Origin of the sequence: Streptomyces longisporus (assembly GCF_039532765.1) — a bacterium.
Classification (GTDB): Bacteria; Actinomycetota; Actinomycetes; order Streptomycetales; family Streptomycetaceae; genus Streptomyces; species Streptomyces longisporus.
The window spans coordinates 1-13,246 of record NZ_BAAASG010000021.1 but is presented as its reverse complement, the minus strand read 5'-3'; the positions used below and the strand labels follow the sequence as shown (position 1 = coordinate 13,246).

The 13,246-nt window shown below is 71.9% G+C and carries 11 protein-coding genes; 5 read left to right on the top strand and 6 right to left on the bottom strand.

Annotation, left to right across the window (positions count from 1 at the left end; translation table 11 throughout):
* Nucleotides 1-8: 8 nt before the first annotated feature.
* Entirely contained in the window at nt 9-2,093 is a 2,085-nt protein-coding gene (locus ABD355_RS35860; protein WP_344405159.1) for a YhgE/Pip family protein, read from the bottom strand.
* A complete protein-coding gene (locus tag ABD355_RS35855) occupies nt 2,065-2,817 on the bottom strand; it encodes an ATP-binding cassette domain-containing protein (protein WP_344405158.1) in 753 nt (250 codons plus the stop codon). Before ABD355_RS35855 ends, ABD355_RS35860 begins: the two co-directional genes overlap by 29 nt.
* A gap of 161 nt (nt 2,818-2,978) precedes the next feature.
* Between ABD355_RS35855 and ABD355_RS35850 the strand changes: the two genes are divergently transcribed.
* From ABD355_RS35850 to ABD355_RS35840, 3 genes are all read left to right on the top strand, one after another.
* Nucleotides 2,979-3,545, top strand: a complete 567-nt coding sequence (locus ABD355_RS35850; RefSeq protein ID WP_344405157.1) for an SAV_6107 family HEPN domain-containing protein — start codon at nt 2,979-2,981, stop codon at nt 3,543-3,545.
* Nucleotides 3,546-3,725: 180 nt separating this feature from the next.
* The gene (locus ABD355_RS35845; protein WP_344405156.1) at nt 3,726-4,496 is read left to right on the top strand and encodes a class I SAM-dependent methyltransferase; all 771 of its coding nucleotides are present in this window, start codon (nt 3,726-3,728) and stop codon (nt 4,494-4,496) included.
* 277 nt (nt 4,497-4,773) lie between these two features.
* Nucleotides 4,774-5,166, top strand: a complete 393-nt coding sequence (locus ABD355_RS35840) for a DUF3040 domain-containing protein (protein ID WP_344405155.1) — start codon at nt 4,774-4,776, stop codon at nt 5,164-5,166.
* A 288-nt stretch (nt 5,167-5,454) separates the two neighbouring features.
* Here the strand turns inward: ABD355_RS35840 and ABD355_RS35835 are convergent, their stop codons facing one another.
* The 4 genes from ABD355_RS35835 to ABD355_RS35820 all read right to left on the bottom strand — a co-directional run bounded on the left by ABD355_RS35835 (nt 5,455) and on the right by ABD355_RS35820 (nt 11,211).
* Complete coding sequence (locus ABD355_RS35835) at nt 5,455-7,959, bottom strand: transglutaminase TgpA family protein (protein WP_344405154.1); 2,505 nt, start codon at nt 7,957-7,959, stop codon at nt 5,455-5,457.
* The gene (locus tag ABD355_RS35830; RefSeq protein ID WP_344405153.1) at nt 7,956-9,329 is read right to left on the bottom strand and encodes a DUF58 domain-containing protein; all 1,374 of its coding nucleotides are present in this window, start codon (nt 9,327-9,329) and stop codon (nt 7,956-7,958) included. The genes ABD355_RS35835 and ABD355_RS35830 overlap by 4 nt, the downstream gene beginning before the upstream one ends.
* Nucleotides 9,329-10,366, bottom strand: a complete 1,038-nt coding sequence (locus ABD355_RS35825; protein ID WP_344405152.1) for an AAA family ATPase — start codon at nt 10,364-10,366, stop codon at nt 9,329-9,331. The genes ABD355_RS35830 and ABD355_RS35825 overlap by 1 nt, the downstream gene beginning before the upstream one ends.
* A 236-nt stretch (nt 10,367-10,602) precedes the next feature.
* Nucleotides 10,603-11,211, bottom strand: a complete 609-nt coding sequence (locus ABD355_RS35820; protein ID WP_425585823.1) for a beta-class carbonic anhydrase — start codon at nt 11,209-11,211, stop codon at nt 10,603-10,605.
* Between the two features lie 364 nt (nt 11,212-11,575).
* Between ABD355_RS35820 and rsmH the strand changes: the two genes are divergently transcribed.
* Entirely contained in the window at nt 11,576-12,577 is a 1,002-nt protein-coding gene (gene rsmH, locus ABD355_RS35815) for a 16S rRNA (cytosine(1402)-N(4))-methyltransferase RsmH (protein WP_344405149.1), read from the top strand.
* Between the two features lie 55 nt (nt 12,578-12,632).
* Nucleotides 12,633-13,154 (top strand): cell division protein FtsL, encoded by a 522-nt coding sequence (gene ftsL / locus ABD355_RS35810; RefSeq protein WP_344405147.1) that lies wholly within the window; start codon nt 12,633-12,635, stop codon nt 13,152-13,154.
* Nucleotides 13,155-13,246: the final 92 nt, after the last annotated feature.

The following is a 13,246-nucleotide window of genomic DNA, read 5'->3' as shown; positions in this document are numbered from 1 at the left end:
CTCCGCGCTCACAGGCTCAGCTCCGGGTGCAGCCGGTCCAGGGTCCACACCTGGCGGCGGCGGGCCGACACGGCGGTCAGTGCGAGGGCGCCCACGGTGAACGCGACGAGCACCACGCACGCGTGCCACACCGGCCCCAGTCCGCCGCCCGTGATGAGCCTCCTGAGGGCCTCCACGATGTAGCTCATCGGCAGGAAGGGATGGATCGCGTTGAAGAAGCCGGGGCTGGTCTGCACCGGATAGGTGCCGCCCGCGGAGGTCAACTGCAGCATCAGCAGGGCGAGGACGAGGATCCGGCCCGCCGCTCCGAAGCGTGCGTTCAGCCACTGCACGATCGCCCCGAAGCAGGCCGTCACCAGGAACAGGAAGCCGACCGTTCCGGCCGCCCGGGCCATCTGCAGGCCGATCGCCCAGTGCAGGACCGCCATCAGGGACACCGTCTGCAGGACGCCGATCGCCACCACCGGCAGCCAGCCGGCCAGCGCGATCCGCCACGCGGGGGCGCCCGTGGCGAGCGCGCGCCGGTTCATCGGCGGGATCAGCATGTACGCCACCATCGCGCCCACCCACAAGGACAGCGGGATGAAGTACGGGGCGAACCCGGTGCCGTAGTTCGGTGCCTTGTGCAGGTCCTTGGAGACGAGCTTGACGGGGTCGGACATCACCTCGGTGCGCTGGTTGCGATCCTTCTTGTCGTAGTCGGGGATCTTCCCGGCGCCGTCGTGCAGTCCGCCCGCGAGCTTCCCGGAGCCGTCGACCAGCTTGAACATGCCGCCGTTGAGGTCCTCGGCGCCGGTCTTCAGCTGCCCGACGCCCTCGTCCAGGTCGCCCGCGCCGCTCTTCGCCGTGCCGAGCCCCTCGTGCAGCTTCTGCGCGCCGGCGGCGACCTTCGCGGCGCCCTCGTTCAGCTTGTTGATCTTTGCGACGGCGTCGGAGAGGTCCTCGGACAGGTGCGGTGCCCGCTCGGCGAGCGCCTGGGCCTGCGTCTGGAGAGTGGCCAGGTTGCCGTCGAGCTTGTTCAGGTCGCCGTGCTGGTCGGCGATCAGCGTGTTCAGGTCGTCGGCGATCGTCGCCACGTCGGCGGCCGCGTCCTTCGCCTTCTTCAGGTCGGAGCAGGCCGGATCCGGCAGCACGGCGTTCTCGCAGCGCGCCCGGTAGACCTCGTTCAGCGCGTCGGAGGCCGCGTGGGCGCCCTTGGCGGCGGCCGGGGCCGTCCTCACCAGGGTGTCGAGGTTCTCGCGGATCGCCTTCGAGGAGTCGGCGACGAGCCGGGCGGTGTCCCCGATGGTCTTCTCGTTGTCCTTGAGGAACGGGCCCACCTTCTTGTCGACCCCGTTGACCTTGTCGGCGAGCGTCTGCGTGCCGGCCGCGACCTGCTTCGAGCCGTCCGCCAGGTCGCCCGCGCCCGAGTCGAGCTTCGTCAGCCCCCCGGACAGCCTGCCGCTGCCGTCCTTGGCGTCCTTCAGACCGTCGGCGAGATCCTTGGAGCCCTTCTCCGCCTTCCCGATCCCGCCGTTGAGCTGGTCCGCGCCGTTCGCGGCCTTCACCGTCGCGCCGTGGATGTCGGAGAACGAGATGAAGATCTTGTCCAGGAAGGACCGCGAGGCCTTCATGGACGCGGCCTGGCGCACCTCGCTGAACACCGTCCGGGAGATCTGCCCGACGATGTAGTTGTTCGCGTCGTTGGTACGCACCTGGAGCGCGCCCGTCTCCGGGGAGGCGCCCGCGCTGGACGCGATCCGCTTGCTGAAGTCGGCCGGCATGGTCAGCGACAGGTAGTACGTGCCGTCCTCCACGCCCGCGCGTGCGTCGGCGGCACTCACCTCGTGCCAGTCGAAGGTGTCGCTGTCGCGCAGCCCCTCGGTGATGGCGTCACCCGCAGCGATCTTCTTCCCGTCGGCCGTCGCCCCCTTGTCGTCGTTGACGAGCGCCACGGGGATACGGTCAAGACGGCCGTACGGATCCCAGAACGACCACAGGTACAGGGCGCCGTACAGCAGCGGCAGCACCAGCAGCGCCACCAGGGCGGCACGCGGCAGCCTGCCCCGGCGGAACCGCCTGAGCTCAAGAGCGGCCAGTTTCGGCGAGCGCATCGGCCTTCTCCTTGTCCGTGGTGGCCTTCTCCGTGGTCGCTACGACGACGGTGTCCTGCGGGGCCTCGCTGCACACCGCCACGACGGTCGTCCCGGCCGCGGCGATGGACCTCAACAGCGCCCAGACCTCGGCCCGTTCGGCGTCCGAGAGCTTCAGGTCCGTGTCGTCGACGCCGAGCAGCCGCGGGCGTCCGAGCAGCGCGAGCGCGATCGACAGCCGCAGCGCCTCCAGCCGCTCCAGATCGCGTACGGCCGTCCGGGAGCCCTTGGGCAGGGCCTCCCGGTCCAGCCCGGCGGCGGCCAGCGCGGTGTCGATGCGCAGCCTGGCCTCGGCCGTGCGCTCCTTGCGCGGCCGCAGCAGCGCGCGCAGCGAGTCGCCGAACCGCCGCTGCAGCAGCGCCCGTTCGAGCAGATGCTCACCCACGGTCAGAGCCGGTTCGAGGTCGGTGACCCCGGCGACATGCGCGAGCCCGCTGACCCGGCGCACGGCCGCCATCTGCTTGGGCAGCTTCCACTCGCCCACCTCGGCAGCTCCGGCGGTGGGCTTCATCCGTCCCGTGAGCGCGAGCAGCAGGCAGGTACGGCCGGACCCGGACGGTCCCTCGATCGCGATCAGCGAGCCGGGCTCCGCGTCGAACGTGACGTCGCGGAACGCCCAGCCGCGAGGGCCCCTGACTCCGAGGCCGCGGGCCGTGACACCGATTCCGGGCACGGTTCCCCCCATCCCCTGTATTTGAACTGACTGGTCAGTGCAAAAACTACTCCGAACCTTCGATCGAAGCAAAAGCGCAGGTCAGAACGGATTGTCAGTGGCATACCGCACGATGGGCACATACGGCATCCCGTATCAGGGCATGCCGTCACGCAGACGACAGGAGGTTCGTCATGGCCAGCTATCACGCAGCAGCCGCCCGCCGGCGCCGCGCCACCGGCCCTGCCCCCTCACTGACCGGACCGGCGAGCGACGTCCACCCGGTGCTCCGCCGGACCACGGCCCCGCCCGCCGCCCTGGACCTGCTCGCCCAGGCCCGCGCCGGACTGGACGAGGCAGCCGTCCTCGAAACGCCCAACGAGCGCTATGCCACCGCACACCTCGCCGCCCTGCGCACGGCCGCCGCCGTGCTCGCCGCGCGAGGCCGCCCCGAGCCCACCTCCCGACGCCGCGCCCGCATCAGGAGCGCCTGGGAAGTGCTCCCCGAGATCGCGCCCGAACTGACCGAGTGGAGCGCCCTGTTCGCCTCCGGGGCCCGGCGCCGCGCCCGGGCCGAGGCCGGCATCCAGGGCGCGGCCAGCCGCCGGGACGCCGACGACCTGATACGCGACGTGGCGATGTTCCTGCGCCTCGTCGAGCGGATGCTCGTCCTTCAGCCGGTCCTGCCGCAGCCACGCCAGGACGCCGATCACCCGCAGGTCGACGCGGACGGTGACCGGGGCTTCCCGGACACGGGCTGAGCGGGTGCTGGTCCGCCGTACGAGACGATCGGCGGGGCAGGCCCGCGCGGTGACCAGGCGGGGCGGTGGAGGCAATAGGGTGGAGAGCGCCTGAAGCCTTCCCTCCCGTACCCCGGCCGGGGAGGCACCCCGTTCGCTCCGCCGTGCCATGGGCGGTGCCGCGCCGAGGAGTCAACTGCCGTGTCGGACCCGAGCCGCCCCCGCGCCTCCCTCCGTACCGCCGTGGTCTGGGAGGTCCTCCAGGACGCCCTCGAACGCCGGGTGAAGGCCACCGGGCGGGAGACCCTCGACGTCCTCGACACCGGGGGCGGCAGCGGCAAGTTCGCGGTGCCCGTCGCCCGCCTCGGCCACCGGGTCACCGTCGTCGACCCCAGCCCCAACGCACTGTTCGCGCTGGAGCGCCGCACCGCCGAGGCCGGCGTCGCCGACCGTGTGAAGGGCGTCCAGGGCGATGCCCACGGCCTCTTCGACGTGGTCGAGCGCGGCGGCTACGACGTGGTGCTGTGCCACGGCGTCCTGGAGTACGTCGACGACCCGGCCGAGGGTGTGCGCAACGCCGTGGCCGCCCTGCGCTCCGAGGGCGTGCTCAGCCTGCTCGCCGCGGGCCTCGGCGGCGCCGTGCTCGCCCGCGCCCTGGCCGGCCACTTCAAGGAGGCGAGGCAGGCCCTCGCCGATCCGAACGGCCGCTGGGGCGCGGGCGACCCCGTGCCGCGCCGCTTCACCGCCGGGCAGCTCACCGAGCTGGTCGAGGGCGCCGGCCTCAGGGTCGGCGCGGTGCACGGCGTACGGGTCTTCGCCGACCTGGTCCCGGGCGTCCTCGTGGACACCGAGCCCGGCGCCCTGGAGGCGCTGCTCAAGCTGGAGGAGGCGGCGGCCGAACTCCCCGCGTTCCACTCCGTGGCCACGCAACTCCATGTGCTCGGCGAGACGCAGGGGGCCACCGAGGCCTGAGCCGGCTCCTGTGGTGCGCCGCTGATCAGGGACTTGGCCGCACATGGAGTACGCCACAGGCCCCCCGATCGGGCGTTCAGCGCCGTATGATCGAGGGAGACCGCCCGGCATGACGGGTCGGCCGCTGGGGAATGCAAGATTCAGCGAGCCGGTACGTCCATGGCGGGTTCCGGTTGGCCAATTGGCGCAGAGGGGCGGGTTTCAAGGGGGCGATTCCCTGCCTATCCTGAAGGGACCCCCCGGGTCGCCCCGGCGACTGCACGATGAGGAGGACTCCGTGCCGCTCTCGGAGCACGAGCAGCGCATGCTCGAGCAGATGGAGCGAGCGCTGTACGCCGAAGATCCCAAGTTCGCGTCGGCGCTTGAGGGAAGCGGGCTGCGTACGTACACCCGGCGGCGGGTCTACCAGGCGGTCGCGGGCTTCCTCGTGGGTATCGCGCTCCTCATGGCTGGAATGGTGGCCAAGCAGGTCTGGCTCAGCGTGGTGGGCTTCCTGGTCATGCTGGGGTGTGCCGTGCTCGCCGTGACCGGCTGGCGCAAGGCCCCCAAGCCGGGCGAACAGCCCGCTGCCGGTGCCCCGCACGTGCGCCGTCAGGGACGGCAGAAGCGCTCCGTGATGGACCGCATCGAGCAGCGCTGGCAGCGCCGCCGCGACGAGCAGGGCCACTAGCTCCTCTTTCGCCGTCCGTTCCGGACGGTTCCTCGCAGACACAGGTGAGGGGGTGACCACCCCGGCGGGTGGTCACCCCCTCACGTATGCCCGGAAGACCGGCGTGGTGCGGCCGCCCACACCAGACCGTCAGCCGCCCGCGACGTGCAGGGCCACTAGCTCCTCTTCCGTCGTCCGTTCCGGACGGTTCCTCGCAGACACAGGTGAGGGGGTGACCACCCCGGCGGGTGGTCACCCCCTCACGTACGCCCGGAAGACCGGCGTGGTGCGGCCGCCCGCACCACGCCGTCAGCCGCTCTGCTGACCGGAGGGGCGCCGCACCAGCACCGACCAGCGCTCGGCACAGCGGGCCTTGAAGGCCGTCCAGCGGTCCGTGAGATCCCACACCGCGCGGATCGCCGACCGGGGCGCCACGACCGCCCGCACCCTGGCGGTCCAGCCGGCCTGGGACCGCAGCGCCGCCCGCAGGCTGCGCACATGGTCGGCCAGCCCCGGCACATCCCGCGGCTCGGGTGCGAACAGCACCTGCTCCACCGCGCTCGCCACCCGGTGCACCGACTCGGCGGTCGCGGCGTCCAGCTGCCCCAGTCTCACGATGCGTGCGGCCGCCTTGCGAGGGGTCAGCGCGTCGTCGGGCACGATGCCGTAGTCCCAGGCCGTGTCGGTGAGTTCGCGCCAGACGGCCAGGACGTGGCCCGCGGCCACCTCCGCGGCGTACCGGGCATCCGCCTCCACCGACAGCGCCGTCACGTCGACAGCGCCCGAGCTGCCCCCGTCCGCGCCCCGTGCCTTGCGGCTCTCCCGAGCCGACGCCGAGGCGGAGACGGTGTGCTGGGCCGAGGCCAGCCGCACCGAGCGCCGCCGCAGCCGCCACAGCATGGGCAGCAGCGGCAGAGCGACCGCCAGGAGCCCCAGCAGGGACCAGCCGGCGATCTTGTACCAGGGCAGACCTTCGTCGCCCGGCTTGGCCGTCTCCAGCGGGAGCGCGGCGGCGCAGGCCTCGAGCTTCTTCTGCTGCGCCGAGCAGCTCGTGCTCGCCGAGGGCGCCGCCGACGCGGACGAACCCGCCGACTGCGAGGGCCGCGGCACCGGCGGGAGATTGTTGTCCGGCGTGTCCGACACCGTGTACGAGGGGGTCACGCCCCGGCTCGGGGTCGGCTCGAAGCGGGTCCAGCCCACCCCCTCGAAGTACAGCTCGGGCCAGGCGTGTGCGTCCTTCAGCCCCACCGACACCGAGCCGTCCGCCTGGGGCGTGCCCGGGGCGAAGCCCACCGCGACCCGGGCGGGTATGCCCAGGCTGCGGGCCATCGCCGCCATCGCGAAGGAGAAGTGGACGCAGAAGCCCGTCTTGTCCTTCAGGAACTTGGCGATCGCGTCGGGACCGGTGCCCACCTGCACCTGGGTGCTGTACTGGAAGCCGCCGCTGAAGGCGAAGTAGTCCTGGAGCTTGACCGCCTGCTCGTAGTGGCTGGTCGCGCCGTCGGTGACCTGGCGGGCGGTCCTGGCCACCACCGCGGGCACCGAGTCCGGCAGTTTGGTGTAGTCGCGCTTCAGGGACGCGGGCGGCTCCGGAGCGTCGGCGAGCTGCTCCGCCGTCGGCTGCACATCGAGGCTCTTGACCAGATACGTCTTCCCGCGGGTGGTCTCGCCGTGGTCGCCGACCAGCGTCATGCCCACCGGTTCGTAACGCCATTTCCCGCTGACGTCCACGCCGCTCGGCGGGTACGGCATCGGCAGCCAGTCCTGGGCGTACCAGTCGGCGGCCGAGATCCGGGTCTGTATCTCCGCCCGCTTGATGTCCCCACCGAGGCCGGCCGGGGTGGGGAAGCTGTCCGGTACGCCGGTGACGTGCCGCTTGGCCGGTTTCCAGGTGCTGCCGTCGAAGTCGTCCAGGGACACGATCCGCAAGTACATGTTCGAGAGGTCGTTGCTGTTCGTCTTCAGGGACATGACCTCGCGGTCCTGGTCCACGTTCAGACTGTCGCGCAGGGACACCAGCGGGTTCACCGCGGAGATCGTGCCGCCGCTGCCGTTGCCGCCGCCCACGCCGGTGCCGGCCGCGTCCAGCAGGCCGCCGTTCATCGCGGGCAGGGCGATCGGGACCATCAGGGCGACACCTAGCGCGACCACTCCGATACGGCGCCCGGTGCGCACCGGCGCCAGCGCGCCGGGCTCCCCGCCCGGACCGCGCGCCGCCCCGCCGAAGACCCGCCCCCACTGCGAGAGCCGCTCGCGCCCCTCGGCCAGGAGCAGCATCAGATAGCCGCCCGCAGCGACCAGGAACCACAGCCAGTCGGCGCCGCCGTGGGACAGCCCCGCGGCGACGGAGTACAGCGCCAGCAGCGGCAGTCCGGCCGGGGCCGCGCTGCGGAAGGTCACCGCGAGGGTGTCCACCGCGAGACCGATCACCAGGACCCCGCCGAGGACCATCAGCCGGATGCCGTCGGACTCAAGGGGCGCCGGGATCGCATACCGCGCGATGTCGTCGCTGCCCTGCTGCAGCAGGTCCGCGAAGTGACGGAACGCCTCGGGGCCGGGGACGATGCCGATGAGGGCCTGCTGCCGGGCGAAGACCAGGGTCAGCATCAGCAGCGTGACCAGGGCCTGCGCCGCCACCGTCAGCGGCCGGGCAAGCGGCACCCGCCGGGTCGCCGCGCCCACCCCGCTCTGCACCGCGAGCATGGCCGCCACCTGCAGGATCCAGGTGGCCGGCGAGACCAGCGGCAGCAGGGAGCAGGACGCCATCAGCGTGGCCGCCCAAGCGCACAGCGCCAGTCGTGCCCGCCCGCTCATGAGCCCGTCCCCCCGCCGTTCGTCCCGCTCGTCGCGGCGAGGCCCGCGCGCTCGCGGTCCGCCAGACGCCACAACTCCGCGAGCGATGCGGCCCGCGGCACCTTCAGGGCCGTCCAGCCCGCCTCCCGCAGCATCCGCAGCCGTTCCTCGCTCCTGTCCAACGGGCCGGGCACATCGGTCGGTTCCCGCACCCAGGGGGTGCTGTCCAGCAGGAAGGCGAGCGCGCCTCCGCTGCGCTGGCGCATCTTGGCGACGATCGCGGCCTGCTCCTCGTCGAGGTCGCCGAAGAAGGCCACCAGCAGCCCCTCGTTCCCGCCGCGCAGCACGTCGTACGCCCTCGACAGGCCCGCCCCGTCGGAGTGGTCGACCACCGCGAGGGTGTCCATCATCAGGCCGGCCGCGTCCGCCGTCTCCTGGCTGGCGCCCGCGAACCCGTCGGCGCCCTCGCCGGGCACCGAGTTGCCGGTGTCGGTCAACAGCCGGACGGAGAAGCCCCGTTCCAGCATGTGCACCAGGACGGAGGCCGCGCCCGAGACCGCCCACTCGAAGGCCGAGTCGGGGCCCGCGCCCTGGAAGGCGAGACCCCGGGTGTCCAAAAGCACCGTGCAGCGGGCGCGCTGGGGCTGCTCCTCACGGCGCACCATCAGCTCGCCGTAGCGGGCGGTGGAGCGCCAGTGGACGCGGCGCAGATCGTCGCCGTAGCGGTAGCCGCGCGGGATCACGTCGTCCTCGCCGGCCAGCGCGAGCGAGCGCTGCCGCCCGTCGCCGTACCCCTTGGACTCGCCGCTCAGGCGCACCGGCGGCAGCGCCTCCACGCGCGGGATCACCGTCAGGGTGTCGTACGTGGAGAAGGACCGGGTCAGCTCGCACATCCCGAACGGGTCGGTCAGACGCAGCTGCAGCGGGCCCAGCGGATAGCGGCCGCGCAGGTCGGAGCGGACCCGGTAGGACACCTCGCGGCGGCCGCCCGGCTCCACCCGGTCCAGGACGAAGCGGGGGCGCGGGCCGAGCACGTAGGGCACCCGGTCCTGGAGCATCAGCAGGCCCGTGGGCAGCCTTGAGACGTTGTCCATCCGCAGATGGACGCGGGCCTCGCTGCCGGCGGGCACGCGCGCGGGGGTCAGACGGCGGCTGCCGGCCACCCGGTAGCGCGTGCGGTAGAGGAAGAACGTACAGATCAGGGGCAGTGCGGCGAGCAGCAGACCGACCCGCAGCAGATCGCTCTGTCCCAGGACGTAGGAGCAGATGGCGGCCGCGATCCCGGCGGCCAGGAAGGAGCGTCCGCGGGTGGTCAGGCCCGCCAGGGCGGTTCGGATGCCGCCCTTCTCGCTGTGGCCGCTGTCCGGGTGGCCCGTCCCCCCGGAGGTCATCACAGCCTCCGCGGCGGCTGCTGGGGGTACGCGGGCGCACCGCGGCCGAGGCCGCCGAAGCCGGGCTGCTGGGGCGCCGCGGGCACCGCGGTGCGCTGCAGGATCTCCTGGACGACCTGCTCCGAGGTACGGCGGTTGAGCTGGGCCTGGGCGGTGGGCAGCAGCCGGTGGGCCAGGACGGCGACGGCGAGTGCCTGCACGTCGTCCGGCAGTGCGTACTCCCGGCCGCTCAGGGCGGCGGAGGCCTTCGCCGCGCGCAGCAGGTGCAGCGTCGCGCGCGGGGAGGCGCCGAGTCTGAGGTCCGGGTGGTTGCGGGTGGCGGCGACCAGGTCCACCGCGTACCGGCGGACCGTTTCGGCGACGTGCACGCCGCGCACGGCCTCGATCAGCTTCACGATGTCGTGCGCGTGCGCCACCGGCTGCAGGTCCTCCAGCGGGGACACGCCGCCGTGCACGTCGAGCATCTGCAGCTCGGCCTCGACGCTGGGGTAGCCCACCGAGACCCGGGCCATGAAGCGGTCGCGCTGGGCCTCGGGCAGCGGGTAGGTGCCCTCCATCTCGACCGGGTTCTGCGTCGCCACCACCATGAAGGGGCTGGGCAGCTCGTAGGTCTGCCCGTCGATGGTGACCTGGCGCTCCTCCATCGACTCCAGGAGCGCGGACTGCGTCTTGGGCGAGGCGCGGTTGATCTCGTCGCCGATCACGATCTGAGCGAAGATCGCGCCCGGCTTGAACTCGAAGTCCCGGCGTTGCTGGTCCCAGATGGACACACCCGTGATGTCCGAGGGCAGCAGGTCCGGGGTGAACTGGATGCGCCGCACCGAACAGTCGATGGACTTGGCCAGCGCCTTGGCCAGCATGGTCTTGCCCACGCCGGGGACATCCTCGATCAGAAGATGTCCCTCGGCGAGCAGTACGGTCAGCGAAAGCCGTACGACCTCGGGCTTGCCCTCGATCACTCCTTCCACCGAACTGCGGACGCGCTCCACAGTGGCAGTCAGATCTGTAAGGCTCGCTCGATCGTCATAGGTCGTCACCCGGCCCTCCTCGGCCCGTTCTTTCTCCGGGCCGACGCTTGCTGTGCGGACCGGCCCACCCCGAAACACGGACACCACGCGTGAATAGTTCCGCGTGACGCCACACCCCGCATTCTTGCTGCCGTTACCGTTTCGTGTCACTCGACTGTGGACAACTGGCTGCGGTATGTCGGGTTTTACGACGCTTGGGCTCCAGCATGCGCGGGATTTGCGAAAAACGAGAAGGGCCGAGCGCCTTACGCGGGGTCGATCTCGCGCAGCAGACCCGTCTTCACGTCGAAGACGAAGCCGCGTACGTCGTCGGTGTGCTGCAGGAACGGCGAGGTGCGCACCCGCTGCATGGACTGCCGTACGTCCTGGTCGACGTCCGCGAAGGCCTCCGCCGCCCAGGCGGGGCGCTGGCCGACCTCCTGCTCCAGCTCGGTACGGAAGTCCTCGGTGATCGACTCCATGCCGCAGCCGGTGTGGTGGATGAGGACGATGCTGCGGGTGCCGAGCTTGCGCTGGCTGATCGTGAGCGAGCGGATCACGTCGTCGGTGACGACGCCGCCCGCGTTGCGAATGGTGTGGCAGTCGCCGAGCTGAAGGCCGAGTGCGGCGTGCAGGTCGATACGGGCATCCATGCAGGCCACGACCGCCACGCGCAGCACCGGACGGGCGTCCATCCCGGGGTCGGTGAATGCCTCGGCGTAGCGTCCGTTCGCCTCGACCAGACGGTCGGTGACGGTGCCGCCGCGTATGGCGCCTTCGGACTCGGTGGGAACAGATGCAGAAGTCGTCATACCTATGACGGTACTGGTCACAGGCGATTCGGTCGCGGTGTGAGAGCGGGAGAAGAGCGTCATCACAGTCCTCTTGTGAGGTAACCCACATGGGTGGCGGAGGTGAAGCCGTACGGGTGAATTTCCCGGATTTGCGGCTTCGCACTCACGCCGGGGCGCGACGCGCAGGCCAGTTGATTGACCGCGAGACACCGTGGACTAAAGTGACGCGAAGCGGGAGGCGAGGCTCTCCCTGCTGGACTGAAATCCCCGGAGACCCCGGCTCGCACGGACGTCTCCCCACGTGCGCGGCGCGTACGTACGGCTCGGCCTCCTCCCGCTCCCGGTCGGCTGACGCTCCTGGCGCCGGCAGACCGCCCCTTCACGAGCGGGCGGGGACCCGGCGGTGCGTACCACCCGCGCCGGATCTGAGAGGGCCCAGGATCAAATGGGGCGCGAAGCGCATTCGAATGAGGGCGGTGGTGGGCGACGGGAGGGACAGAGTCGACATGTCCCGGTGATGCTCCAGCGGTGCCTGGACCTGTTGGCCCCCGCCCTGCAGCGGCCGGGAGCGGTGGTCGTCGACTGCACCCTCGGTCTCGGCGGCCACAGCGAGGCCCTGCTGACCCGGTTCCCCGACGCCCGGCTGGTCGCCCTGGACCGCGACAAGGAGGCGCTGCGCCTGTCCGGCGAGCGGCTCGCGCCCTTCGGCGAGCGGGCCACCCTGGTGCACGCGGTCTACGACGAGCTCCCGGACGTACTTCAGCGGCTCGGCATCGCGCGCGTGCAGGGCGTCCTGTTCGACCTCGGCGTCTCCTCCATGCAGCTCGACGAGGCCGACCGCGGCTTCGCCTACGCCCAGGACGCCCCCCTCGACATGCGCATGGACCAGACGACCGGCATGAGCGCCGCCGAGGTCCTCAACACCTACCCGGCGGGTGAACTCGTCCGGATCCTGCGGGCCTACGGCGAGGAGAAGCAGGCCAAGCGGATCGTGGCCGCCATCGTGCGCGAGCGCGAGAAGGAGCCGTTCAGCAACAGCGCACGGCTCGTCGAGCTGATCCGGGACGCGCTGCCGCAGGCCGCCAAGCGCACCGGCGGCAACCCGGCCAAGCGCACCTTCCAGGCCCTGCGCATCGAGGTCAACGGCGAGCTCTCCGTCCTGGAGCGGGCGATCCCGGCCGCCGTGCAGGCGCTCGACGTGGGCGGACGGATCGCCGTGCTGTCGTACCACTCGCTGGAGGACCGCCTGGTCAAGCAGGTGTTCGCGGCCGGAGCCGCCACCACCGCGCCCCCCGGGCTGCCGGTCGTGCCCGAGCAGTACCAGCCCCGGCTCAAGCTGCTCACCCGCGGTGCCGAACTTCCCACCGAGGAAGAGGTCGCCGAGAACCGGCGGGCGGCTCCGGCGCGACTGCGCGGAGCCCAGCGCATCAGGGAGTCCATCGAATGAGGGTGAACGAGTTGGCGAGCGAGTGGGCCTGGCGACCGGACTCACTGGAGGCCGAGTGAGCAGGAAACCCGAACTGAGGGGGCGGGCCGCTCGTCTCGCACGGCTCATCCCCGGAGCGGGAAGCCGTGCACAGGCGGCCCGCACCCCCTTCGTCCTGCTCGTCGTGCTCCTCCTGGGCGGCGGCCTGATCGCGCTCCTGGTGCTGAACTCCGCGCTCAGCGAAGGCTCGTTCAAGCTCGACGACCTCCAGAGGGACACCAAGAGCCTCACCGACGAGGAACAGGGGCTCCAGCGGGACATCGACTCCTACTCCGCCCCCGAAGCCCTCCAGCAGCGGGCCCGCGAGCTCGGCATGATCCCCGGCGGGGACCCCGTGTTCCTGAACCCCGACGGCACCGTCAAGGGCGTCCCCTCGGTCGCCGGCCAGCAGGCCGTCAGCCGGGCCGCCGAGCAGTCCGCGGTGCAAATGCCGCTCGTTTTGCTCCCGCCGCAGCCCGCCGCGGCCCCGCCGGCCGCCGGTACGCCCCCCACCCCACAAGCCGATCCCGCCCAGACGACCACGACCCCCGGCAGGTGACGGAAGTGTCAGACACTTCTGGAGAAAGGCAACCGCCGCGCCGCCGCGTGCCCGGCCCCGCGCGCCCCGACCGCCCCGCCGCCGGCGCCCGG